22 protein-coding genes are annotated in these 23,768 nt (G+C 38.3%); 13 read left to right on the top strand and 9 right to left on the bottom strand.

What is annotated here, in order from left to right:
- Window positions 1-95 precede the first annotated feature (95 nt).
- Window positions 96-2,216 (top strand): methyl-accepting chemotaxis protein, encoded by a 2,121-nt coding sequence (locus HC000_RS11770; RefSeq protein ID WP_179807732.1) that lies wholly within the window; start codon window positions 96-98, stop codon window positions 2,214-2,216.
- Window positions 2,217-2,299: 83 nt separating this feature from the next.
- Here HC000_RS11770 and HC000_RS11765 read toward each other — a convergent pair whose 3' ends face one another.
- Window positions 2,300-2,884, bottom strand: coding sequence for a TetR/AcrR family transcriptional regulator (locus HC000_RS11765; protein ID WP_011329821.1), 585 nt, complete (start codon window positions 2,882-2,884; stop codon window positions 2,300-2,302).
- Between the two features lie 110 nt (window positions 2,885-2,994).
- On the opposite strand from HC000_RS11765, the gene HC000_RS11760 reads away from it, so the two are divergent.
- Window positions 2,995-3,537, top strand: a complete 543-nt coding sequence (locus HC000_RS11760; RefSeq protein WP_011329822.1) for a carboxymuconolactone decarboxylase family protein — start codon at window positions 2,995-2,997, stop codon at window positions 3,535-3,537.
- Between the two features lie 73 nt (window positions 3,538-3,610).
- Here the strand turns inward: HC000_RS11760 and HC000_RS11755 are convergent, their stop codons facing one another.
- Window positions 3,611-4,138: a hypothetical protein gene (locus HC000_RS11755; protein WP_179807731.1), complete on the bottom strand. Its 528-nt coding sequence runs from the start codon at window positions 4,136-4,138 to the stop codon at window positions 3,611-3,613.
- Window positions 4,139-4,199: 61 nt separating this feature from the next.
- Here HC000_RS11755 and HC000_RS11750 point away from each other — a divergent pair, with 61 nt between their 5' ends.
- The 6 genes from HC000_RS11750 to HC000_RS11725 all read left to right on the top strand — a co-directional run bounded on the left by HC000_RS11750 (window position 4,200) and on the right by HC000_RS11725 (window position 8,981).
- Complete coding sequence (locus tag HC000_RS11750; protein WP_089369134.1) at window positions 4,200-4,562, top strand: DUF1294 domain-containing protein; 363 nt, start codon at window positions 4,200-4,202, stop codon at window positions 4,560-4,562.
- Between the two features lie 80 nt (window positions 4,563-4,642).
- Entirely contained in the window at window positions 4,643-5,167 is a 525-nt protein-coding gene (locus HC000_RS11745) for a DsrE family protein (RefSeq protein WP_086996818.1), read from the top strand.
- The gene (locus HC000_RS11740; RefSeq protein ID WP_179807730.1) at window positions 5,167-5,790 is read left to right on the top strand and encodes an SGNH/GDSL hydrolase family protein; all 624 of its coding nucleotides are present in this window, start codon (window positions 5,167-5,169) and stop codon (window positions 5,788-5,790) included. Before HC000_RS11745 ends, HC000_RS11740 begins: the two co-directional genes overlap by 1 nt.
- Window positions 5,791-5,871: 81 nt before the next feature.
- On the top strand, window positions 5,872-7,434 hold the full coding sequence (locus HC000_RS11735) for an EAL domain-containing protein (RefSeq protein ID WP_257025509.1): 1,563 nt from the start codon (window positions 5,872-5,874) through the stop codon (window positions 7,432-7,434).
- A gap of 62 nt (window positions 7,435-7,496) precedes the next feature.
- A complete protein-coding gene (locus tag HC000_RS11730) occupies window positions 7,497-8,018 on the top strand; it encodes a hypothetical protein (RefSeq protein WP_179807729.1) in 522 nt (173 codons plus the stop codon).
- A 273-nt stretch (window positions 8,019-8,291) separates the two neighbouring features.
- Window positions 8,292-8,981, top strand: a complete 690-nt coding sequence (locus HC000_RS11725) for a LuxR C-terminal-related transcriptional regulator (protein ID WP_179807728.1) — start codon at window positions 8,292-8,294, stop codon at window positions 8,979-8,981.
- A gap of 52 nt (window positions 8,982-9,033) precedes the next feature.
- Here HC000_RS11725 and HC000_RS11720 read toward each other — a convergent pair whose 3' ends face one another.
- Genes HC000_RS11720 through HC000_RS11705 form a run of 4 tightly spaced genes read right to left on the bottom strand, consistent with a single transcriptional unit; the run spans window position 9,034 to window position 12,168 of the window.
- Window positions 9,034-9,807 (bottom strand): CsgG/HfaB family protein, encoded by a 774-nt coding sequence (locus tag HC000_RS11720; RefSeq protein WP_179807727.1) that lies wholly within the window; start codon window positions 9,805-9,807, stop codon window positions 9,034-9,036.
- Entirely contained in the window at window positions 9,807-10,217 is a 411-nt protein-coding gene (locus HC000_RS11715) for a curli assembly protein CsgF (protein WP_011329831.1), read from the bottom strand. Before HC000_RS11715 ends, HC000_RS11720 begins: the two co-directional genes overlap by 1 nt.
- 1 nt (window position 10,218) lies before the next feature.
- Window positions 10,219-10,620, bottom strand: coding sequence for a curli production assembly/transport protein CsgE (locus tag HC000_RS11710; protein ID WP_179807726.1), 402 nt, complete (start codon window positions 10,618-10,620; stop codon window positions 10,219-10,221).
- Between the two features lie 42 nt (window positions 10,621-10,662).
- Window positions 10,663-12,168, bottom strand: a complete 1,506-nt coding sequence (locus HC000_RS11705) for a curlin (RefSeq protein ID WP_179807725.1) — start codon at window positions 12,166-12,168, stop codon at window positions 10,663-10,665.
- A 564-nt stretch (window positions 12,169-12,732) separates the two neighbouring features.
- On the opposite strand from HC000_RS11705, the gene HC000_RS11700 reads away from it, so the two are divergent.
- Complete coding sequence (locus tag HC000_RS11700) at window positions 12,733-15,237, top strand: S8 family serine peptidase (protein WP_089369139.1); 2,505 nt, start codon at window positions 12,733-12,735, stop codon at window positions 15,235-15,237.
- A gap of 108 nt (window positions 15,238-15,345) precedes the next feature.
- Here HC000_RS11700 and HC000_RS11695 read toward each other — a convergent pair whose 3' ends face one another.
- Window positions 15,346-15,828: a putative 4-hydroxy-4-methyl-2-oxoglutarate aldolase gene (locus HC000_RS11695; protein WP_011329835.1), complete on the bottom strand. Its 483-nt coding sequence runs from the start codon at window positions 15,826-15,828 to the stop codon at window positions 15,346-15,348.
- 277 nt (window positions 15,829-16,105) lie between these two features.
- Between HC000_RS11695 and yddG the strand changes: the two genes are divergently transcribed.
- Window positions 16,106-17,026 carry an aromatic amino acid DMT transporter YddG gene (yddG, locus tag HC000_RS11690; RefSeq protein WP_011329837.1) on the top strand — a complete coding sequence of 307 codons (921 nt, stop codon included), beginning with the start codon at window positions 16,106-16,108 and terminating at the stop codon, window positions 17,024-17,026.
- Window positions 17,027-17,066: 40 nt separating this feature from the next.
- Here yddG and HC000_RS11685 read toward each other — a convergent pair whose 3' ends face one another.
- The gene (locus HC000_RS11685; protein WP_089369141.1) at window positions 17,067-17,600 is read right to left on the bottom strand and encodes an ankyrin repeat domain-containing protein; all 534 of its coding nucleotides are present in this window, start codon (window positions 17,598-17,600) and stop codon (window positions 17,067-17,069) included.
- A 111-nt stretch (window positions 17,601-17,711) separates the two neighbouring features.
- Window positions 17,712-19,247 carry a catalase gene (locus HC000_RS11680; protein WP_089369142.1) on the bottom strand — a complete coding sequence of 512 codons (1,536 nt, stop codon included), beginning with the start codon at window positions 19,245-19,247 and terminating at the stop codon, window positions 17,712-17,714.
- Between the two features lie 353 nt (window positions 19,248-19,600).
- On the opposite strand from HC000_RS11680, the gene HC000_RS11675 reads away from it, so the two are divergent.
- From HC000_RS11675 to HC000_RS11665, 3 genes are all read left to right on the top strand, one after another.
- Entirely contained in the window at window positions 19,601-20,281 is a 681-nt protein-coding gene (locus HC000_RS11675; RefSeq protein WP_089369143.1) for an HAD family hydrolase, read from the top strand.
- Window positions 20,282-20,460: 179 nt separating this feature from the next.
- Window positions 20,461-22,182 carry a hypothetical protein gene (locus tag HC000_RS11670; RefSeq protein ID WP_179807724.1) on the top strand — a complete coding sequence of 574 codons (1,722 nt, stop codon included), beginning with the start codon at window positions 20,461-20,463 and terminating at the stop codon, window positions 22,180-22,182.
- A 60-nt stretch (window positions 22,183-22,242) separates the two neighbouring features.
- Window positions 22,243-23,766: a mannitol dehydrogenase family protein gene (locus HC000_RS11665; RefSeq protein ID WP_179807723.1), complete on the top strand. Its 1,524-nt coding sequence runs from the start codon at window positions 22,243-22,245 to the stop codon at window positions 23,764-23,766.
- Window positions 23,767-23,768 lie beyond the last annotated feature (2 nt).

Below are 23,768 nucleotides of genomic sequence, written 5' to 3'. Positions count from 1 at the left end.
CTTTTGTATGAGATTGCTGTTTTTACACTAAATTAATAGCTTCATTTTATAGATCAACTAAACTATATACGTTAATTAATTAAAGGGTGTGATGAATGCGGGAAATAGCGTTAGCAAAAAAGTTATTGTGGCTCTCAGTGGGCAGTATATTTATAACTGTATTAGTACTTTCGAGTATTTTATGGTGGCAGTTGTCATTAAGTAATAAAGATTTAGCGGCCAAGTCTGAAGAATATATAGTTGCTGAAGTAGAAGAAAAACTTAATGCAAACGCGGCTGTTTACGGTGAAAGAATAGCTGGATTTATTAACGAAGCCTACCGAATTCCCTATACATTGGCAGCATTACTTGGCGACGCAGCACAGCAAAATAGCTTAAACCGAGATACAGTGGTAAGTATTAACCACGCTATTATTGAAAAAAACACTCTTTTATCATCGGTTTACTCACAGTTTGAAGCCAACGCTTTTGACGGCCAAGACGCCTACTTTCAGCAAGGTTATAAACATTCTGTTGATGGTGCTGGCACACTTGAAGTATATATTACCCGCGACGAAAACGGTGTTATTGAACAGCAAAAAGTAGCTAACGCCGCAGATAAATACATTACAACACTTAACGAGTTTGGTATTCGAGAGGCACATTGGTATTTATGTGCTAAAGACACACTTAAGCCGTGTATTATGGAACCCTACCTATACGAAATTCCCTCTGGCGATTCGGTTATGCTAACGTCTTTAACAGTGCCTATTTTAAAATCAGGGCAGTTTATTGGTATTACTGGCGCTGACTTAACACTACCTACATTTCAAACCATGACAGAGCAGCTTTCTAAGCAACTTTATAATGGCAAAGCAAAAGTAACCTTGCTGAGTGATTTTGGGTTAGTGGTTGGTAGCAGCCATTATAAATCTAAATTAGGGCGTCCTTTTAAAGAAGCTGTTAACGCAGTAACGATTAATAACTTAGAAAAGCTAAAAGATCACAGTGGTATTTTTAAAGCTAACGATCAGTATTTAGTTAATTACCCAATTAATATCAAGCTTGCTAATAGGCAGTGGTCGTTAATTATAGAAGTGCCAGCAGAGCTTGCACTGGCTGGGCCGCAAGCACTTTCGCAAAATATGCAGCAAACTGCGCAGTCACTAGGGGTTATTATTTTAATAACCGGTTTAGCAATTGCAGTTGTTGCTTTTATTGTTATGAAGCTAGTTATTGGCAGTATTGTTGCTCCATTGCAGCAAATTCAGCAACGCGTTGATAACCTTGCCAGCTCGGAGGGCGACTTAACCCATACGCTGCATGTAGAGTCGCATGCAGAGCTAATTGCATTAGCCGATGGCTTTAATCGATTTTTAACTAAGCTTAGAGTGTTAATTGCACAGCTAAAAGATGTGTCTGATCAAACTAAGCAGCAAGGTGAAATTGCCCAGCATATTGCTATTGACACTAAACATAATGTACAAGCGCAGTTTCACGAAATTGAAAGCGTAGTTACTGCAATGAATGAAATGAGCGCAACTGCACTTGAAGTTGCTCGCGCATCAGAACAATCGGCGCAACAAGCGGGTGAAATTAATAGCTTAGTGGTAAGCAGTGAAACGAGTTTGTCATCAGCCATGAGCCAAGTTAAAACCATGTCTGAGGAAATTAAAGAAGCTAACCAAGCGGTGCAAAAAGTGGCATCGCGCAGTAACGACATAACGCAAATTTTAGATGTTATTCGTACTATTTCAGAGCAAACTAACTTACTTGCGCTAAATGCTGCAATTGAAGCTGCACGAGCGGGTGATCATGGTCGAGGCTTTGCGGTTGTTGCAGACGAAGTGCGTGCACTGGCGTCAAAAACGCGCTCATCAACCGATGATATTAGTCGATTAATTGATAGCTTGTTGCTTGAAGTAGGTAATGCCTCAACGGTTATCGAAAAAGGCGTAGTACGGGCACAAAGTGCAGTTGATGAAACTTCAGTAGCGTTTGATGCACTGCACAGCGTGGTAATTAAAGTGGACGAAATTACCAATCAAATTACGCATATTGCTACCGCAGCTGAAGAGCAAAGCTTAGTGAGCGAAGAAATAAACCGTAATTTAACGCTGATATCAGACGCGGCTTCGCAGCTATCTGATTTATCTTCACAAGCAGGTGACAGCAGTGAAGTACTTAATAAATTAGTTGCGCAACAAGACTCAGAACTTAATAAGTTAAAAACGTAATAGTTATTTAGCACTGAGACAAAATAAAAACGGCAGTAATTTAAATTACTGCCGTTTTTGTTCAAATAACTAAAATGAGACGTTTATAAGCTTTTTATGATCTTAAACATTTGATCTATCATTGGCTGAGCCAGTGACTCAACACCCGGGCGATTAAAATAACCACGTAAACCAGTAAACTGCACTTCAAAAAAGCGTGCATACTCTTGCGCAGATATATTATTACTTAACTCATTTTTTGCTATTGCTTGTTCAAAAAGAACCGAAAGGTAGTTTTCAAATTTATCAATTAAATCTAAGCTTAGTTGATATAAATTGCTGTCTTTATCTGCAAATTCACAGTTGGCCTTTACCAGCATACAAATAGCACTAGGCGCACTTTCTTTTTTTGTTATTACATTTTCAACAAAAGCGCGCAGCCCACCCAAAATAGTATCTGATGTGGATAGGCACTCTTTAATCTGGCTCTCCATTTGTACTGTGTAGTCTCGTAAAGACTCAATATAAAGCCCTTCCTTAGAGCCAAAAGCAGAGTAGATACTGCCAGGTCGCATATTAATAGCTTCTTGTAAATCACGCGTCGATGTTGCATGAAAACCCTTTTCCCAAAATAGCTGACTTGCAAGGCGGACAACTGTCTCACGCTCAAACTTAATCTTATTCGCCATCTCATTTCTCAATTATTTGAACACATGCTCAATTTTAAGTTGAACAACTGCTCAAAATCAAATGGTATGTGTCTCGAAGTTAACTAACTAATTATTTATTGGAGCTAAACATGACAGAATTTACTTTATATACAGCAGAAAATGCACCTGAAGAATCAAAATCTCTTATGGCCGATTCAGTAGCTGCGTTTGGTATGGTACCGAACCTACATGCAGTAATGGCAGAAGCACCTACTTTACTTAAAGGTTATCAAGTACTGCATGAGCTGTTTCAAAACACGTCATTTAATGCTGAAGAATTAACGGTTGTATGGCAATCAATTAACGTTGAACATAACTGTCATTATTGTGTGCCAGCCCACAGTGCAATTGCAGCGTCAATGAAAGTTGATCAAGGTATTGTTGATTCGCTAGTAAATAAAACACCACTTGCTGATCCTAAGCTTGAAGCACTTCGTGAAACCACACTTGCAATGGCACGTGACCGCGGTGTGATAAGTGATGAGCAGATTGAAAAGTTTTTTGCAGCGGGTTATGGCAAGCAACAACTGCTTGAAATTATTGTAGGCTTATCGCAAAAAGTAATGAGTAACTACACTAACCACCTTGCAGATACGCCAGTTGATGAACCATTTAAAAAATTCATAAAGTAGTTTATAAATTCTAAGTAGTTATGAAAAAGGCAGCCTTGGCTGCCTTTTTCAATTAAATGTTGTTATAAACGCTTTATTGAAACTTAACCTGCTGGTTACTGCGTGTATAGGTTCGGGGTGCAGGTTTAGTCCACTCGCCTTTTTTTAAGTACGAGGTTGATACAATAAATTCATCACCTTTAATTTCGCTGGTAGACTTAACTTTAGTTATGCCTTCTTTATTTCCCGTTACTTCTTCATAGGCTACAAACTGAGTAGGGCTAAGTATCTTCATTGTGCCTTTAGTGTAAAACCCCGCCGTAGTGAAATAATAAAATACTAATGAGTCTTTTTTACTATCGTAAAATATCATCGACTCGCCGCCATACTCTCCTTCATTGATTGAATGTATAGTACGAATAGCTTTACCGTTTAAAGCCCGCTGCCATTTACTAATGTCTTGCTTTGGCTTTGCGCCTTCAGGGACTGTAAAATTAGCCTGCCATGTGCCTAAATATGGCTTAAATGCGCTGAGCTCTTTAGCTAAATCAGCTGGATGTGCATTTACAATGGTTGTAAATACAATGCAAAAGGTTAGTATCAGTGTTTTTAAATATGACATAATTACTGCCTAGTATAAGTGAATCTGGGTATGGCCTAGATACAGTATAGGTGAGAGTTACTTGATTAAAAAAGCATTATTACTTTTTTCGATTGGTTTTTTGTGTGTATTAACCGTAGGAGGGCTGTTTAGCTATTGGCCCACAATTGCCGCAAGTGTGTACGTAGTTATGAGTACAATTACCATTTTAGTTTATAAATGGGACAAACGTTTGGCCATGAGTAAAAAGCAGCCAGTGGTGAGAGTGCCTGAGCGAACTTTACACCTTTTAGCATTATTATGTGGCTGGCCGGGGGCGTTAATCGCTCAGCAATGGTTTAGGCATAAATCACAAAAGCGTATTTTTATAGCCGTACTTTGGCTCACCATAATTATTAACTGCAGTGCGTTATTTGGCGGCTACTATTATTGGCAACTAGGGTAAAACATTACTCGTAGATAGCTTAAAGTAGTTCAAAAAATGACTATTAATTAAAATATTAAAAATAAAAAGGAATAATATTAATGAAATCTTTTATTTTAGGTCTTGGCCTAATGTTTGTAAGCCTGCCAGTATTTGCGAATGACTTAGAGCCCGCAATAAAAGACTTTGGCTTTTTTTATAATGTACCCTCACATGCACCTATAACGCAAAACACACATTTTAAAATTGCCTTTGATGTTGGCAAAGGCGCGCAAAAAGGTGAGCAGAATAATGGTATGAATTCTTTAGCGCGGTTTATTAATATGCATATAGCACATGGTATTAAACCAGAAAATATAGAGCTGGCACTCGTAATACATGGCAGTGCAAGCGTAGATGTGCTTGATAATAATACATATAAAAACCGCTTTGAAGTCGATAACAAAAATCAAAGCTTAATTGAGCAATTACTTGCTAATAATACGGTGGTTTATGTATGTGGGCAGTCGGCCACGCATTATAAAGTAGCTCCTGAGCAGTTAATAAAAGGCGTAAAAATGTCGTTATCGGCAATGACAGCACATGCGCAGTTACAACAGCAGGGCTATACGCTAAACCCTTTTTAATGATAAAAAACATATTATGCTTTGGGGATTCCAATACTTGGGGTTTAAATCCGCAAACAGGAAAACGATTTAGTGCTACAGTGCGCTGGCCAGCAAAGCTTGCTGTAAAGTTAGGGGCTAATTTTACAATAATAGAAGCTGGGCAGCCTAACCGTGCTTTAGTAAACAACCCACCGTTTGCAGGTGAGTTATCGGGCGTAACTTATTTACAGTCTTACTTAAATGAACTTAAAATAGATTTAATTATTATAGATTTAGGTACTAACGATCTGAAAAATCGGTTTAGTTTAAATGTGCACGATATTGCCGCTGGGTTAACAGCATTAATAGATTCAATATTGAATTTTTATGAGCAAAGCAATGCGCCAGGCTCTCCAAAAATTTTAATACTTAGTCCCGCTCATGTACGAGAAGTAGGAAGTTACGCAGGCGTATACAAAGGGGCAGAGCAAAAAGTAGTGCAATTAGCAGCAGCATTTGCAAATGTTGCTAGCATAAAACAATGCTCATTTTATGATTTGGCAAGGATTGTGAGTGTTTCAAATGAGGATGGTGTGCATTTAGACGAAAAACAGCATCAAAAAATTAGTGATGCATTAGAGGCGATTATTCGTGAGTTTTAATTTTTAAATATTTATTGTAAATATATTATCAGAAACTTGAATTTTCAGTTACTTATGTGATTATTAAAGGACTTTGCATAAATGGGGATACCTCAATTTACAATGAAACAGCATCCTAAAAAAATAATAGTAGTACTGCTATCAGGTGGATTTATATTTGCATTAGGTTGCTTTATTTTATTGTACTTTGCGGGTCAAAAATTAGTAGCGCAAACACATTCAGACTCACAATATTTACTCTCCCAAGTAGACGATGGTGTAGAGGAGAGCGTTCGTGTTTTAACTAAATTAAATAACCTAAATTTTACTACTTGTAACGAAGCGAATTTACTTGCTATGCGGCGGATGCTATTTGATGCCAAGTTTGCTATTGATATAGGCTACTTTAAAAATAATACATTAATCTGTACTACAGGTACTGGTATGCTTGAAAATCCTTTACCAGATAACCAACCAGATTATACTGTAAATAAAAACAGCCCCTCACAAATAGGCATACGCTTTGAGCCTGAACTTTACTTATTACTCTTTACCGAGCGCCCACTAAAAGTACTAATTATTCGCCAAGGCAACTATAACCTCATATTAAAATCAGAAGTATTCGATCCTAAAATTATTGTAACGCCTAATTGGCAGGTTTTTTATAAAGAATCTGAAAACTTATTTCATTTAGCTGGGCAAACAGGGCTTCATAATAATATAAAAAGTAATGACTATTTACATTACGAAACGAATATAACGTGCAGTAATAATAATAGAAATTATTGTGTTGCCTTGTATTTGCCATGGGATGTATTTTTTACCGATAATCGTCAACTATTCATTATTTCGTTTATTTTAATTTGCTTGGTGAGTATTTCGTGTGGCTTATTAGTTGATGAGCACCTAACTACGCGCCGCTCAATTGTAAGCAGGATACGTAGGGGATTAAAGAGCGGTAATTTTTATTGGGTTTATCAGCCAATAGTTAACTTACAAAGCGGAAAAATAATTGGTTGCGAGGTACTTGCGCGTTTTAAAGATGATTACGGGGTGCTTACACCGGATCAATTTATTCCTATACTTAGACAAATTAATTTAACTTGGTCTTTTACCAAAATAATGATTAACACTGTACTTAATGAGTTAGAAAGTGCAGAGCAGTTACCAAGTGGATTAAAGGTGTCATTAAATATTTTTCCTTGTGATGTAGAGCAAGGAAATGTGTTGTCATTACCGAAAATAGCCGGGTTAATGCAATCTAAATTTGTAATTTGTTTAGAAATTACCGAAGACGAGTATTTAGATTCAACTATTGCTCATGGCTATTTTAAAACATTAATCGAGTCGGGTTTTCGCTTGTCGCTTGATGATTTTGGCACTGGTTATTCAAACTTAAAAAACTTACATAATTTGAGTTTCCATCAGCTTAAAATAGACCGTTCATTTGTACAAGACATAGCTACGGAAGGCTTAAAAGCCTCTATGATCCCTAATATTATGGAGTTGGTACATAAATTTGGTTATACCTGTGTGGCAGAGGGCATAGAAACAACAGAGCAAGAAGTCATTTTAAAAGAAGCAGGGGTACATTACGGGCAAGGCTGGAAGTATGGCCGGCCTATGCCTATTTTAGAATTTAAAGAGTATATAGCTAATCGATAAAGTAACGCTTAGCGTATATAAAAGCACAGGTGTTACTTTAAAAATTATAATTAGGATTTACTATGGCTAAATCAATACTCACTGCTTTTTTATTTATATTTTTAGCGGCATGTTCTACTCAGTACCCAAATCAGCAAGTAATTGGTAAACAATTTCCAAGGATTGACGGCGAAAGTTTAACGCAAAATAAAGTGACTATTCCAAGCAGTCTTACTGCAGATAAAACACTTTTGCTTATAGGCTATAAGCAAGATAGTCAGTTTGACATTGATCGCTGGTTAATTGGCTTAGATATGAGTGGTGTAGTTATTCCTACCTACGAACTACCCACTATTGCTGGTATGGCACCTCGCATGTTTAGTGCATTTATAGACAGTGGTATGCGTAAAGGAATTCCAAAAGAGCTTTGGGCTGGGGTAATCACTATTTATAAGGACGGCGAAAAAGTACAAAAATTCACTGGTAATCAAAATCCTAACAATACCCGTGTAGTCCTTATAAATAACAGCGGTAAAATACTTTATTTTTACGATAGAGGCTTTTCAGTTGATGCGTTAAATAAGTTAAAAGCGACTATAAACTAAATTTATTGATTGCTTTTGTTTTACAGCTTTATTCTAAATGACTATTACTAGTTTTCCTCTACTGATGTTAATTTTGGCTTCGTTAATTACAGTGTGTTCTGCAATAAGTAATAGTTAGTTTGGGTTAAATAAATAGATACGTAAGAGACTGCAAAGCATGCTTATCGTGAGATGCAAAACAGGTGGTTAACAACTGTGAACGAATGTAAAAACTGTATTGTAAGTTGTTCAAAAATTAGGTAGTGTTACATAAGAATTCTAAGGAAGAGTTTCATGTTACAGCAATCAGCTTTTATAAAAACAAATTTAAAATCATCGGCTTACTCGTATAGTTATAAGGATATTTTAAGAACCCTCCAGGCTTTGTTCAACACTATAAATATGGATGATGCACTGCCAAACGTTGAGCAACGTTCACAATATACTTTGTATCTAATTGATGGCGCCACGCATAATTGGCACAACCTTGTACCTGCAGATTTAATCGCTTTAGCGAGGCAAAATAATGTGGTGATATTTAATGTTGAGCGTAAAGCAATATGTGAGAAAAACTTACTACTTAACCATGTTAATGGTGTGTTTTATAAGTCGACGCCAAGTGAGGAAGTTTTTAAAGGTTTAGTTAAAATAAATGCGGGCGAATTATGGTTTACTAGAATGATACTTTCCCAAGCATTTAGCGATATTTTAGTTGCAACCTCTTCGTTTAATAGTTTACACGAAGGCATAGAATTAAAGCAGGACGATTATCAACATTTAACTAAACGAGAGCGTTCAGTTATTCATCTAATAGCACAAGGGGCGAGTAATAGTGTTATCGCAGATAAATTAAATATTAGCGATCATACAGTCAAAACTCATTTATACAGCGCATTTAAAAAAACAAGTTCTCGTAATAGGATTGAGCTAGCTAACTGGGCGCAGCGTTATATATCGGTTTTATTACCTATGAGTAAACAATAATTACATGCATTAAAAAATGGCTACTTTTATAAGTAGCCATTTTTGTTTGCTATTAACTTACTTTTTTAGCCCACAAGCCTTTATCAATACCTTTGGTTATAAGATCAGTGAGCGCTTTTTCAATTGCTTGAGTAACACAAATGCTCATAGGTTCATTATCGCTATAGCCAGCTTCTGCCTCGGCAAGGCGCTTATAGCTTACATACCTAAAAAAACCAGCACGCATTTCTTGGCTCAATACTTTTTTACTGGTTGCTACCGAGAGTAATACTTGCCCTGTACGTACGTCTACGGCACGTAAATAAATAGATATAGCATCTTCTCTATATAATTCAGATGCACCTATACCAAAGTACTCCATTCCTAGGCCACCGGTTTTTACATTGGTGTCATAACTAATAATACCGCCTTCTAAAATAATTTTAGCTGTTGTTAATGGCGGTAAATCGGCTTGATTTGGGTTTTCTGACTGGGCAGCACGAATGATTTTCCGCTCAGTTAGTATGTTTTGCAACCCTTCGCGCTCAACCGGTGTAAACCAATCTGATTCATGCAATGCCTGAATTAATATGGAATTAGCCCCTTGAGTAACTGCGGTTGAAAAAGAGCTAACATTCGTTTGCGGTTTGTATTGACCCGTTTGATCTCTAAATGAATAAACAGAGACGGGAATACTGCCCATTGGCTTGGGTAAGTTTTTTAAATCAGCAAAAATCTCAGTAGGCTCTAAACTTATGGCTTTTTGTTGCGATGGCGGAATTAAATTTCCTATCGTTGTACAGCCCGTTAAAGTAAGTAATATTATTGTTATTAGCAGTTTATACATTATCCAAACCTCGGTACTTCGATGATCACAATGGTGCCATCTAGCATATTTGTTATTTTTACAGTAATAGTATCTGTGGTACTGGTGATCACTTCAATTTGGTAGTCACCACTCATAAATATAGAGTCTTGATTAAATATACTGTCTTCAGAGTCTTCACCAAATGCCATATTGGTAATTTCTCTGACCATTCTATTTAGGTAAGTACGCTGTAAAGAGTCTTGAAATTGTTCTGCATAATCTCTTTCGATGACAGGTGCTTTGTGTTTGTTTTGCGCTTGAGCTTTACTCAACAACATATTTGCATTGAGTGGGTTGCCGCCAAAACTTGGGTTAATTGGGGTGTAAATTAATTCAGTTGCACTAGCTGAAAAGCTTAGAGTTATTATTATAAGTAGTATTTTATTCATTTTACCATCCGTTTACAGCCATATCGGGAGACGATACAGCCATGTTTGAGCGAGCCATTGCATCTATTACAATATAAACTGCTTGTTCAACGCGTTCGTCAAGAGGCTCTAACCTACGACCTAAATAAGTTGCATAAATAAGTTGGTTATTCATTATTAAAGAAAGCCTGGTGCCAGCCTTAGGTAGCACGGTTTCTTTTATTTCAATATTAAAACCCGCAGTTGAAGGTAAGTCTCTCCAGTAGTTTGAAAACTTGTAATAAAACTGATGGCCAAAACGGCTAATACTTCTATCGAGTAATAAGCCATCTATTTCTAGTTCATCAGTTGCCAATACTGTAGGTGAGAAGCACAGTAAAATTGAGAGTAAGTAGCTAATATATTTGCTTTTATTATTTTTCATATTATAAAAGGGGGGAAGTATACCTCCCCCCCACCTTAGCAATTACATTTGCGTAACTGTAGCAGTATTTCCGTCACCAATTTGCGTAACAGATACCATGCTGTTCGAGCCGATTATGCCGCCTTGAACAAGGTTATCGTTACCAATTTGATTAACAGTAAATGAAACATCCTCTCCACCAATTAAAAAGGCTGACTGATCCATACCTGTAACCCAGTTTCCTTCACCTTCTTGTGAAATATCAATACTATGGCCGCTACCTTCAACCATAATGTCAACTAAGTTGATTTCACCTGTTTGCGATATATCAATTTGGTTTGTATTACTATCTAATATACCAGCAAGCGTAACCATGGTTTCATTTGCTACACCACTTTGCATGATATCAATATTGTTATCATTAGAAGTTAGTGCCGTATTAGGGTAAGAAGACTCTACAACAGTTGTATTTTCTTCACCATTTTGAAATACATCTACATCGTTACCAGTACCATTAAAGTTAACCAGATGTGCGGCATTTAAATCACCAACTTGGTTAATTAAAAACTCATTATCTGAACCAATAACACCCATGTATGCTTCGTTCCCAAAGCCATTTTGAGTTGCAGTTAATTCGTTATTATCACCAATTAATTCAGCTGTAGCTGAGTTGAGAGTATCTAACTGAGTAATAGTAATTTCATTATTATTGCCTAAAAATAGAGCCGAATCTGCTGTATTGCTAGTACCTTCTTGATCAAGGTCTATTTCGTTATCACTACCAACAATAGCAGCAAAGTTAACTGCATTAGATTCACCATCTTGCTCAACTTTTAGCTCATTAGCATCACCCGATACATCGCTAAAGGTTGCTATGTTGCGCGAGCCATCTTGTTCAATATCAAGGTCGTTATCATTACCTTGTAAAGAATTGATTGTAAATGCGTTCCAATAAACCCCTGATTGCTCAATATCAATAGTATTTTGATCACCGGTTAATGACGTTATTTCAGCTTCGTGCCATTCACCAGTTTGTACTGCACTGATTTCGTTGGCATTACCTTGCATATCAAGGTTATAAAACCAATGGCCACCAGCACCCTGAGCTACATCAATCGTATTATCGTCACCCGTGATAATGTTTATAGCTTCGTTATTTACTAAAAAGCCAACACCCTCTTGGGCAACAACTAAAGAGTTGTAATCACCGGTTACTTGCGAGATTAAACCGTTAGCAACACCATCTTGAGAATACTCTTCTGTATTACTATTGCCCACAGTAGCAACGCCTGCGTAATTACCAGTTTGGTTTTGCGTAATTTCTGTGTAATTTTCATTACCATCAATGGTAGCAAGCATGGTGTTGTTATCACCTACTTGTACTAATAATGCATCGTTATTGTTGTTGTTTTGTATCAAAGTCATGTTATTTGATGCGCTCATTACAGAAATGGCCGTACCTATTTCTGAATTTGAGGCTGATTTAGTATCTGTATTTGCATAAGAAGCGAAGCTTGCACCCATTGCAACTGCAACTGCGCAGCTTAAAATTGATTTAGTTAATTTCATTATTTATTCTCCTTGAATAGTAAAAATAAAATACCTAGATATTATCTGTTTTAATTAGGTATTTTCTGTTTCAGCATGCCGTGCTGATATAATGTGTTGTGATCCACTTGATTACTTTTAAGTATGTAAAGTGTTAAGTATGACCAGCGCTCACTGCTTATTTGCATCTTAGATAAAGTACAAGCTGCTCACAGTGAAACAATAATCATGGTGTTAACTGTATTAGTTAATTTTAATTTGTTAAATCATCATTTTTTACCAATTTTAAAGTGCTTATATTTCATGTGCTTATGGTTGTTTTTTGTTTTTATTATGGTTTTATGCAAAAAGCAGTAAAAAAGAAGGAGGTCTACGCTTTTTAACTTATTTAACAAGTTCATAACAACGGCTGTATTTTATGTTTTTCCGATGAAAATCTAGTCAAAATGATTGGTTTTTGCTTTTCTTGCTTGTGTAATTTTATCTTTAGCTGTTTTCTAATAGCTTGCCATGTGATCCCTTGTACTGAAGTAGTAAATAAAATTACTTAGTGTTACTAAGTTAACCCAAACTATGGATAGAACAATGAAAACAAAATTATCTATTATTACACTTGCACTCCTACCTTGCTTAGCCGCCGCTAAAGTGCCCGATGTTGGTGTGATGCAACAACAAGATGCAGCGACTAGTGATTCTTTAATTGTTAAATATAAAAAAAATGCCACCCCAGCAATGCGAAAGCATGCAAGATCTTTAGTTAGAGCTAAAATTTCAGATTTAAATAATGATGAAATAGATGACAGCTATACCTCATTACTTTCAGGTCGCCTTGCTAAGTTTAAAGTAGCGGGCATGAGCACCAAAGAAGCGATTGAGCGCTTAAAGTCGCACCAAGCCATTGAATATGTAGAACCTGATTATAAAGTTAGTATTGCGAATGTACCCAATGATCCCCGTTTTGATGAACTTTGGGGCTTACATAATGTAGGCCAGTCAGGTGGTACCGTTGATGCAGATATTGATGCTCCAGAAGCATGGACTATTTCTATTGGTAGCCGAGATGTAGTGGTAGGTGTAATCGATACCGGTGTTGATTATAGCCATAATGACCTTGCAAGTAATATGTGGGTAAATACCGCTGAAATTGCAGGAGATGGTATAGATAATGACGGGAATGGTTACATAGATGACATTTATGGTATCAATGCAATTACTGATAGTGGCGATCCAATGGACGACCAAGGGCATGGTACTCATGTGTCAGGGACTATTGGTGCAAGTGGCAATGATGCGATCGGTGTTGTAGGGGTAAACCATGAAGTGTCTATTGTTGGCTGTAAATTTTTAGCTGCTGATGGCACGGGGAGTACTTCTGGGGCAATTAAATGTATTGATTATATGATTAGCCTTAAAAATTCAGGTGTTAACCTTCGTGTGCTAAACAATAGCTGGGGCGGCGGCGGGTTTAGCCAAGCACTTGCTGAAGCGATTGATGCAAGCGAAGCGGCAGATATACTTTTTGTAGCTGCGGCAGGTAACGATGCATTAGACAATGATCTTAACCCTCATTATCCATCAAGCTATGAGCACGATAGTATTTTATCTGTAGCAAGTACAGATCGTAATGATGCTATGTCGAGCTTTTCACAATGGGGCTTAACAAGTGTTGATTTAGGTGCCCCAGGTACTGCCATTTTATCTACTGTGCCAGGAAACGCTTATAGTAGTTACTCAGGCACCTCTATGGCAACGCCTCATGTTGCTGGTGCTGCAGCACTTGCTTTATCAGTTAACCCAGATCTAACAGCGTTAGAATTAAAAGAGTTATTAATGAGTAGCGGCGATGCCAACGCAGCACTACAGGGTAAAACGGTTGCTGGTACACGATTAAATGTAAACCAAGCGCTAATTGACGCAGATCCAACCCCAGGCTTTAAACTCAGCGTTAGCCCTTTGTCACAGGAGATCACTGCGGGTGAGTCAGCAAGCTATACGTTTAGTGTAGGCTCAATTGCCAATTGGGATGGTGATGTTGCGTTTGCATTGACAGGTAATTTAGATTCAGCGTCACTTTCACGAAACACTGCTCGCCCAGGTGAAGAAGTACAGTTAGTAGTACCTACCACTGAAGAGACGCAGTGGGGTGAATATGAGTTTACCGTTACAGCAACGTCGGATGATAGAGTTAAGGAAAGCACTGTAAAATTAATGGTTAAACCTATGGGGTTGAATGATTTTACTTACAGCAGTGATGAAAATATTGCTATTCCTGATAATGCGCCAGAAGGTGTAAGCTCTGTAATTACGATTGCAGATGAGTTAACCGTTTTTAATACAGTTGCCGATGTTAACATTAGTCATACTTGGTCTGGTGATTTAATTGTAAAGCTTATCTCAGCGCAAGGCACTACAATAACGTTACAAAATAAAGAGGGCGGTAGCTCAGACGATATTATTAAAAGCTTCACTTCGGATGCATTTAATGGCGAAGTAGCCACTGGCGATTGGGCATTACATGTACAAGACACTGCCGGTGCTGATACAGGTAATATAAATGGCTGGTCACTTACTTTAAGTGCAATTGGAGAGGTAAGCCCGCAACCACCACGTGCTAGTTTTAGCGTTGAAACACAAGGCTTAACGGCTTCGTTTACCGATAGTAGCACAGATGCTAATAACGATATTACACAGTGGCAGTGGAGCTTTGGTGATGGTGCTACATCAACCGATGCAAGCCCTTTGCATGCTTATGCAGTGGCGGGTAGCTATGAAGTTGAATTAACTGTTACCGACAGCGAAGGCAATACCAACGCATCAACTCAAACTGTAGTAGTGAGTGATGTAGAGATTGAGCTAAGCCTTAAGCGCGCTAATAAATCACGCTTAGGCACAATGCGTGTAGAGCTAAGTTGGCAGCAAGTGGGTGCTCAGTCATTAAATGTATATCGTAATGGCGAGTTAGTAGGCACAACCTCAGATAACGGTCGTTATCGTGATTATGTACGTGGTGCAACACTACCTGCGTACGACTATCAAGTGTGTGTAACTGAAAACGTGTGTTCAAACATAGTGACGGTAACTTTTAACTAATAAAATAGTTACCTATTAATATGACACAAGCCCAGCAATGCTGGGCTTTTTTGTTTCAGATTTTATTAAAAAAGCGGCAGCTAATCTATTTTAGTTGTGATTTAGCAACTAACTAAGTTTATATTTACTCACAATTAGCCCGTTCACATCGGCGTAAAGCCAATCATTAGGCTCAATGCAGACGCTTAACATGGCAATAGCTTGATTATTTTCACCACAACCTCGCTTTAACGTACAGCGTGGTGTTGAGCCAAGCGCCATAATAGGTAAATTTAAGGTAGCAAGAATCTCAATATCTCGGCAACAACCATTTATAACTATACCTTCCCAGCCATTTTTTAAAGCACGCTCTGCCATAATATCGCCAATAAATGCAAAGCGTTTACTAGCAAAGCCGTTAATAACCAGCACTTTACCTACGCCATTTTGATGAAGTATTTCAGCGGCAAACGAATTGTCATCGGGGCACGTTACAGTAACGACTTGACCACTAAAGGTGGTTTTGTTGCCAAAGTGCTGTAATCCACAGTCGGCTACTTGTACGCTATCACGGTGTTCGTCGTATAGATCGGGAGTCGTGAACTTGTTCATATTTGCTTTCTCTGTTTAGTGAGTTATTTAACCACACCACTGTAAAAGTGGTAATACGAGACAAAAGAGTCAGTAACTTTAATTTATCTAGCGTTTGTGCTGCTTTGCTAAATTTAAACACTGAATGGCTGTTTACGCTTATTGCTTATAACTATAGTGATAATATTTAGCTTTGATAATGCTAGTTATGCACTGCAGATTAACGGCATGTTATTGTTAAAACAAAAAATTACTGTTAGTTTAGCTGCAAATTATTAAGTAGTACTTTAGGTTTAATATGGATTTTATAAGCAAAAATAAATATACACTTTATGGAGTCGCTGCAATATTACTGTGGAGCTGCTTAGTGGCATTACTACGGGATATTTCTGAGTTGTTTAGCCCCATTGGTGGTGCTGCGGCTATGTACTCTGTAAGTGCGATATTTTTAATTTTGGTTATGGGAGTGCCTAAGTTTAGTGGATTTTCGAAACGCTACTTGGTAGTAGGTACTTTATTATTTGTGTCGTACGAAATTTGCTTGGCACTTTCTATCGGTATGGCAAATAGCCGCCATCAGGCTATGGAAATGGCGGTAATTAATTATTTATGGCCCACGCTGACTATATTGCTCTCTATTATTATTGGGCGTAAAAAAGTAAGTTACTGGGTTTACCCAAGTATGATCATTGCTTTTTTAGGGGTTGCTTGGTGTATTACGGGCGATCAAGAAATGTCAGTCGATACGTTAGTTACTAACTTTGCTGATAATCCTGCTACTTATTTAATGGCATTAGCTGCCGCGTTTATATGGGCTATTTATTGCGTAGTAACGCAAAAAATAAGTAATGGTAAAAATGCTATTACGTTATTTTTTACTGTTACGGCAATGAGTTTGTGGGCGCAATATGGTTTTAGTAATGAAGCGCCATTAACGTTTTCAATCAGCTCAAGCATGACATTGTTACTTGCGGGTGTAGTTGTTGGCAGTGGTTATGCACTGTGGAATCAAGCGATTATTGGCGGTAACTTAATGCTGCTTGGAACGCTTTCGTATTTTACGCCGGTGTTTTCTACTATTATTTCGGCGTTGTATTTGTCTATTACGTTAAGTGCTTCGTTTTGGCAAGGAGTGGTGCTGGTAACACTTGGCTCGCTAATTTGCTACTTTGTAACGCGAGATAAACCCCAAAAATATAATGTAGAAGTAACGACTTAAATAAGCAGTCCGCTAAAGTTTAGTTACACCTAAAGCTCTTTTATAAGGGCTTTTGAACTTTATTTAGAGTTTTAACCTGCGTGAGTAAATTGAGCACTTTTTGCTGGCCAAATGTGTGTGCAAATTGCTCGGCTGTTTGGCCTGCTTTGTTTTGATGTGCGTTGTCGCAATCAAGTGATACCAGTGTTTTGGCTATACTAAACTCACCTCTAAAAATAGCGGCCATAAGGGCTGTGTTACCTCGGTTGTCTTCCATGCAAGCATTAGCGCCTAAGTGTAAAAGTGTGTTTACCGTATTTTTATTACCATGGTAAGTGGCAATCATTAATGCGGTGTAACCTTTATTGTTATAGCTGTCGATAGGAATGCCGGCACTTACAAATTGCTTAATTACAGCGGTATCGTTGGTACGTGCAGCAGCAAAGTAATAAGCAAATAAACTCTCGTATTGTGTTTGCGCTGAGTGTTGGTTTTCAAGTTGTGTACTAGGTGTTTGTGTATCCGTTGTATTTTGAGCGTAAACACTACTGGTAAAGCTTATTAGTAGCACTACTATAATTAATAAATTACGCATTACTTTATACCTTTTAAAAAGAGGAAGGGGATTGGTTGCCTCCTTCCTCATGGTTGTGGTTACTTATATAACAGCTTGTTTAGTTGGGACTAATGTTTTGTAACTTGCTAATTACAGGTTAGCTGCAAGCTGCTTAACTATTTTAATATCGCCATTAACGGCTTTAGTTAAACGTGTACCGTACTCACTATCAGCTTTGTAAAAGTGGCTAAGCATTTTGTGCTTAACGTTACTGTCTTTTATTTTTACTAAATCGCCCGCTAGGTTATTGATCAGATTAGTACGCTCTTGCTTACTAAAACCTCGGTATAAAACACCTGCTTGCGCGAAGTTTTGCTGCTTTTTAATGGCGGCTTGTTGTACGTAACCTTGCAGTTGCGTTTGGCTTCTACGGGCAATTGGGTTTTCAGCTACGTTTTCTTGGCTTGGTTGATAGTTTACGTTGCTTTGAGTATTACCATAGTTCATTGCGCCGTCTTGGTTGTAGTTAACTACCTCCACTTTTGCACGGTTAATTGGCAACTGTTGATGGTTAGCACCAAGGCGATACATTTGCGTATCTGCGTATGAAAATACACGCCCTTGTAATAACTTATCTTCTGAGGGTTCAATACCCGCAATAATGTTAGACGGTGCCATTGCTACTTGTTCTGTTGACTGAAAAAAGTTAGTTGGCATGCGATTAAGCGTTAATGTACCTGCCTTCACTTCTTTTACACCTAACCACATTTTTGTTGCATCTAATGGGTTGTAATCAAAGTCGTCAAGCTGCGACGGATCAAGCGTTTTAATGTATAGATCCCATTCTGGGAAGTTACCTTTATTTACTTCGCTGTATAAATCACGCGTTAAATGTTGAAAGTCTTGGCTTTGAACTTCAGCGACTTCTTTTGCATTTAAATTCTCAATGCCTTGTTTACTTACCCAATGAAATTTAACGTACTTAACATCGCCCGATTTATTGATCATTTTATAAGAGTGAACACCCCAACCATCCATTTTACGTAAGCTTGCTGGTGTGCCGTAGTCGCTATAAACCCACGTTAACATGTGAGTAGAGCCTGGTTCGTATGAAAAAAAGTCAAAAACACGGTTAGGATCTTGAATGTTATCTACAGGTGATGGCTTTAATGAATGGATCATATCTGGAAATTTAATTGCATCACGAATAAAAAACACCGGTAAGTTAAGGCCCACTAAATCCCAGTTACCTTGATCGGTGTAAAATTTAATCGCAAAGCCACGTGGGTCGCGCAGTGTTTCTGGGCTACCTTTTGAGTGAATTACCGATGAAAAACGTACAAAAACGTCAGTTTCTTTACCGGCCTCGGTAAAAGGTGCTGCCATGGTTAAATCATCTAAACTTTTAGATGCCACAAATACACCATGAGCACCCGTACCACGCGCATGTACCACACGCTCAGGAATACGTTCACGTGCAAAGCGTTGTAGTTTTTGAATTAGTTGTACGTCTTCTAATAACACACTGCCGCGCTCGCCTGCAGTTATTGAATTTTGGTTGTCGCCAACAGCTGCGCCGTTGTCTTTAGTTAATGTAGCCGCGCTTGCTGGTAATGCCATCGCAAGTGTTAACGCGCTTAATGTTAGTTTTGTATTCTTGTTTATTGCGTTTAATAAAATATTCATGTCGACCTTATTATTTAAAATTGCCGGCAGTGCTGCTGGCTGTTTAACTGTTGAGGAGTGTATGAATATTCCTTTGTTCGGTAAAGTTGATTAAATAGATTGGAATAATTCATAAATAAGATTGCAAGAGGGGCTTAAAATATACTTTTAGATCCAATTTTAGGTTTATATATTTTTTGTAAACTTGATTAAATACAGCGGCTTTTAGTTTTGTTTATTTATGTTTGTAGTAGCGACAAGTAAATTCGTTCACTTTTTGTTGACATTCAAAAACAATAAAGGGAATATGCTCGCTAGTCGGGCTTATGCTCATCTGGTGTTTTGCACAAAAAGTAAATGTTTAAGGTAACCCAATGAACGCTAAAATTGATTTAGTAATATTTGATTGCGATGGGGTAGTCATCGACAGTGAAATACTCAGCGCTCAAGTGTTGATTGATATGCTTGCGTATTTAACGGTTAACATTGACCGCGGATATGTACAGCAACACTTTTTGGGGTGTAATTTTAAAACCGTAAGTCAAAAAATCCAAAACGCCTTTAATGTCACTTTGCCAAATAGCTTTGAAGATGATTACCGAGAAGCGCTCTTAAACGAGTTTGGTTCAGCGCTCAGTACAACCGATGGCATAAACGAAGTACTTAATAACTTAGCTGTGCCCAAATGTATTGCCACAAGTAGCAGTCCAGCACGTACAGCTAAAGCATTAGATATAGTTAATTTAAGTAACTGTTTTAGCAATACGATATTTACCAGCAGTGAAGTAAAGCGTGGTAAACCCGCCCCCGACTTATTTTTACATGCAGCTAAGCAAATGGGCGTAAAACCAGAGCATTGCTTGGTAATTGAGGACAGCGAAGCTGGCGTATGTGCAGCCATAAATGCCAATATGCAAGTACTGCATTACAGTGGCGGGCAGCACATGCAAACGGCCATTAACTATGTTCATAAAGCGTATCCAAATATTGCTCACTTAACTCATTGGCAGCAGTTTTTTACAGCTTATCCTGCACTTAAAAGTAAAAACATTTAAACATGGCTACTTATACCAACACACATTTATAGGGTTTATAAGTGGCAAAATATAAGCGTTGTTAGTACTGGTATTAATTATAAAAACTAAAACAAGTGGTTACGCGTTTATAAAACTAAATTATAAGAAGCAAAGTCTTTAGGTATTAAGTACTTTGCTGTTAACAACTAGGAAATACCATGGCAACGAGTCCACACACACACACATTTAAAGATGTAAACGAAGAGCAACTTCCGGTTGCTAATAATAAGCTTCACGGCTGGAAACATTTTGCAGGGCTATACGCTGGTGAACATGTTGCTGCCACTGAATTTGTTATTGGCGCAACCTTTGTTGCATTAGGCGCATCAACCATCGACATTCTATTGGGGTTATTAATAGGTAACCTGTTAGCAATGTGTTCTTGGTGGCTAATTACGGCACCCATTGCAGTACAAACCCGCTTAAGTTTATATAACTACTTAAACAAAATTGCTGGTAACTCAATGACCAAGCTCTATAACTGGGCTAATGTAGTTATTTTTAGTGTTATATCGGCGGCCATGATCACGGTATCCTCCACCGCCGTGCGGTTTTTGTTCGACATACCCGCGCAGCTTGATTGGTATCCAAACAGCTTTTGGTTTGTCGCCATTGTTTTAGCCGTTGGCTCAATTGTTGTATTTGTTGCTATGTATGGCTTTTCAACCGTTGCTGACTTTTCAAAACTGTGTGCGCCCTGGCTATTTGTTATATTTATTGCAGGCTCGTTCGCGTTATTCCCTGAGCTTTCAAACCACGTATTGGGTTCTACCTCTTTAACTAGCTTTAGCGACTTTATGACCATAGGCGACTCCTCCATCTGGACGGGCACCAATGCCGATGGTGAAAAAGGCATTGGCCTATTAGAAGTGATTGGCTTTGCATGGGCTGCTAACTCAATTACTCACTTTGGTTTAATCGACATGGCTATTTTTAGATTTGCTAAACGCAAAAGCTATGGTTTGTTTTCTGGTGTGGGTATGTTTTTTGGTCATTACTTAGCGTGGATCTCTGCCGGTATTATGGGCGCAGGTGTTGCGGTATTACTTAAAACAACCATTTCGTCACTTGATCCGGGTGATGTTGCATACCATGCATTAGGTTGGACTGGCTTTGTTATTGTAATTATTGCCGGTTGGACTACAGCTAACGCAAACCTTTACCGCGCTGGCCTTGCAGCGCAATCTATTTTTGTTAATCAGTCACGTGAGCGCACCACCGCCATAGTGGGTGTGGTAACCGTAATAATTGCATGCTTCCCATTTGTATTTTCACAAATGCTACCACTACTTACCTACGCCGGTTTATTAGTTGTGCCAGTGGGCGGCATTGTATTTGCCGAGCATGTGTTATTTCCTAAAATTGGCTTAACACGTTACTGGGCTAAATATAAAAATATTACCCGCAGCATCCCTGCTATTGCCTCATGGGCACTTGCACTTGTGTTCGGTTTTGGCTTAAACGCAATTGATGTAATGTCGTTTTACTACTTGTTTATTCCTACCTGGATTTTCACCATCGTTATTTACACACTTTTAGCTAAAAAATACGGTGCCGGTGAAGATTACACGCAAGAAATTGCAGCAGAAGAGCAAGAGCAACGTAATATTAAAGAATATCAAGCAGCTGAGGCTAAAGACATTCCAAAGCCAGTAATTGACAGCTCTGTATTTACCAAAGTTCTTAATGGCATATCGACTATTTCATTGGTGATTATTTTTATATTTGCCAGCCAAGTGATGTTTTTCAGTGACACTATGGTGATGTACAGCGCTAATAAGTCGCAGTTCGAAATTGCCTGTTTTATTTGTACTGTTATTTATTTTGTTACTGCGTACTGGTCGTTAAAACGCCATAAAGTACTCAATACAGCATCGTAATTACTTATCGTAATACAGTATCGTAATTTATATTTTATTTTTGTTTAGTAAGGTCGCACCATGACGCAACATCAACACACAAACGCTCTTGTTACAGGGCTAAACCAACAGAGCTTGGCTCAATTACCAAGCCATGTTGACACACCAAGTTACGACCGTAGCGCCGTTAAAGCGGGGATTGTTCATATTGGTGTAGGCGGCTTTCATCGTGCTCACCAAGCGGTATATGTTAACGAGCTTTTAAAAACCCCAGGCTCTGAGCAGTGGGGCATATGTGGTGTTGGCCTGTTAGAGGGTAACCGTGGTCTGCGTGATATTTTAAAGCAGCAAGATTACCTTTACACGCTAACTGTTAGACACCCAGACGGTAAAATAGATAACAAAGTAATTGGCTCAATGATCGACTTTTTGTTTGCTCCAGAGGACAAACAAGCGGTAATTAATAAACTCGCACACAGCGATACTAAAATTGTATCGCTTACTATTACCGAAGGCGGTTATAACTTTAACCCGGCAACGGGCGAATTTGATTACAGCAATCCAGATATTATTAACGACATTAATAACCCGAACGACCCAATTACGGCGTTTGGTTACATTACTGCTGCGCTAAAACTGCGTAAAGAGCAAGGTTTGGGCGCGTTTACAGTGCAGTCATGCGATAACATTCAGCATAACGGTAACGTAACACGCAAAATGCTTTTAGCCTTTGCCACAGAGCAAGACAAAAACCTAAGTGAGTGGATTGAGCAAAACGTATCGTTTCCAAATGCGATGGTTGACCGCATAACACCGGTATCTAAAAAGAGTGATATTGATTACGTGGTTGATGCCTATGGTGTTAGCGACGAGTGGCCAATTACTTGTGAGTCGTTTACACAATGGGTAATAGAGGACACATTTAGTGACTCTCGCCCAAATTGGGATGTTGTTGGTGCACAGTTTGTAACTGATGTGACGCCTTATGAAACCATGAAAATACGTTTACTTAATGCTGGGCATTCTGTGCTTGGTTTATTAGGTTCAATTCATGGTTATGCCACAATTGACGAAACGGTATCTGATGAATTATTTGCCACATACCTACGTGCTTTTATGGATAAAGAAGTAACGCCAAACCTTGAACCGCTTGAAGGTATTGATCTTCAAAGCTACAAAGATACGTTAATAGAGCGTTTTGCTAACCCTAATATTAAAGACAGCCTGGCGCGTATTTGCAGTGAAAGCTCAGCTAAACTGCCTAAGTTTATTATTGCTACAATTAACGAAAACCTAGTACAAGGTCGAGATATATCGTTGGCTGCACTGGTTATTGCTACTTGGTGTTTATACAGCGATAAAGGTGTAAGTGAAAAAGGCGAAAAGCTTGAAATTCAAGATGCGATGTACAAAGAGCTTAATTCTTACGCGCAAGAGACTCAAACTAGCCCGATTGCATTTTTAAAGTTAACGAGCTTGTTTGGTAAGCTTGAGCATAACGAAGCTTTTACTGCAGAGTATAAAAAATCGATTGCCGCGCTATACGCACCTAATAGTAAAATTAAAGCCATTATGCAGGCTGTACTTGAGCAAAAGAGTAACTAATT

It is taken from the genome of Pseudoalteromonas sp. MIP2626, from assembly GCF_013414205.1.
In the GTDB taxonomy this organism is placed as follows: domain Bacteria; phylum Pseudomonadota; class Gammaproteobacteria; order Enterobacterales; family Alteromonadaceae; genus Pseudoalteromonas; species Pseudoalteromonas nigrifaciens.
This window is presented reverse-complemented; position numbering and strand designations above follow the sequence as displayed.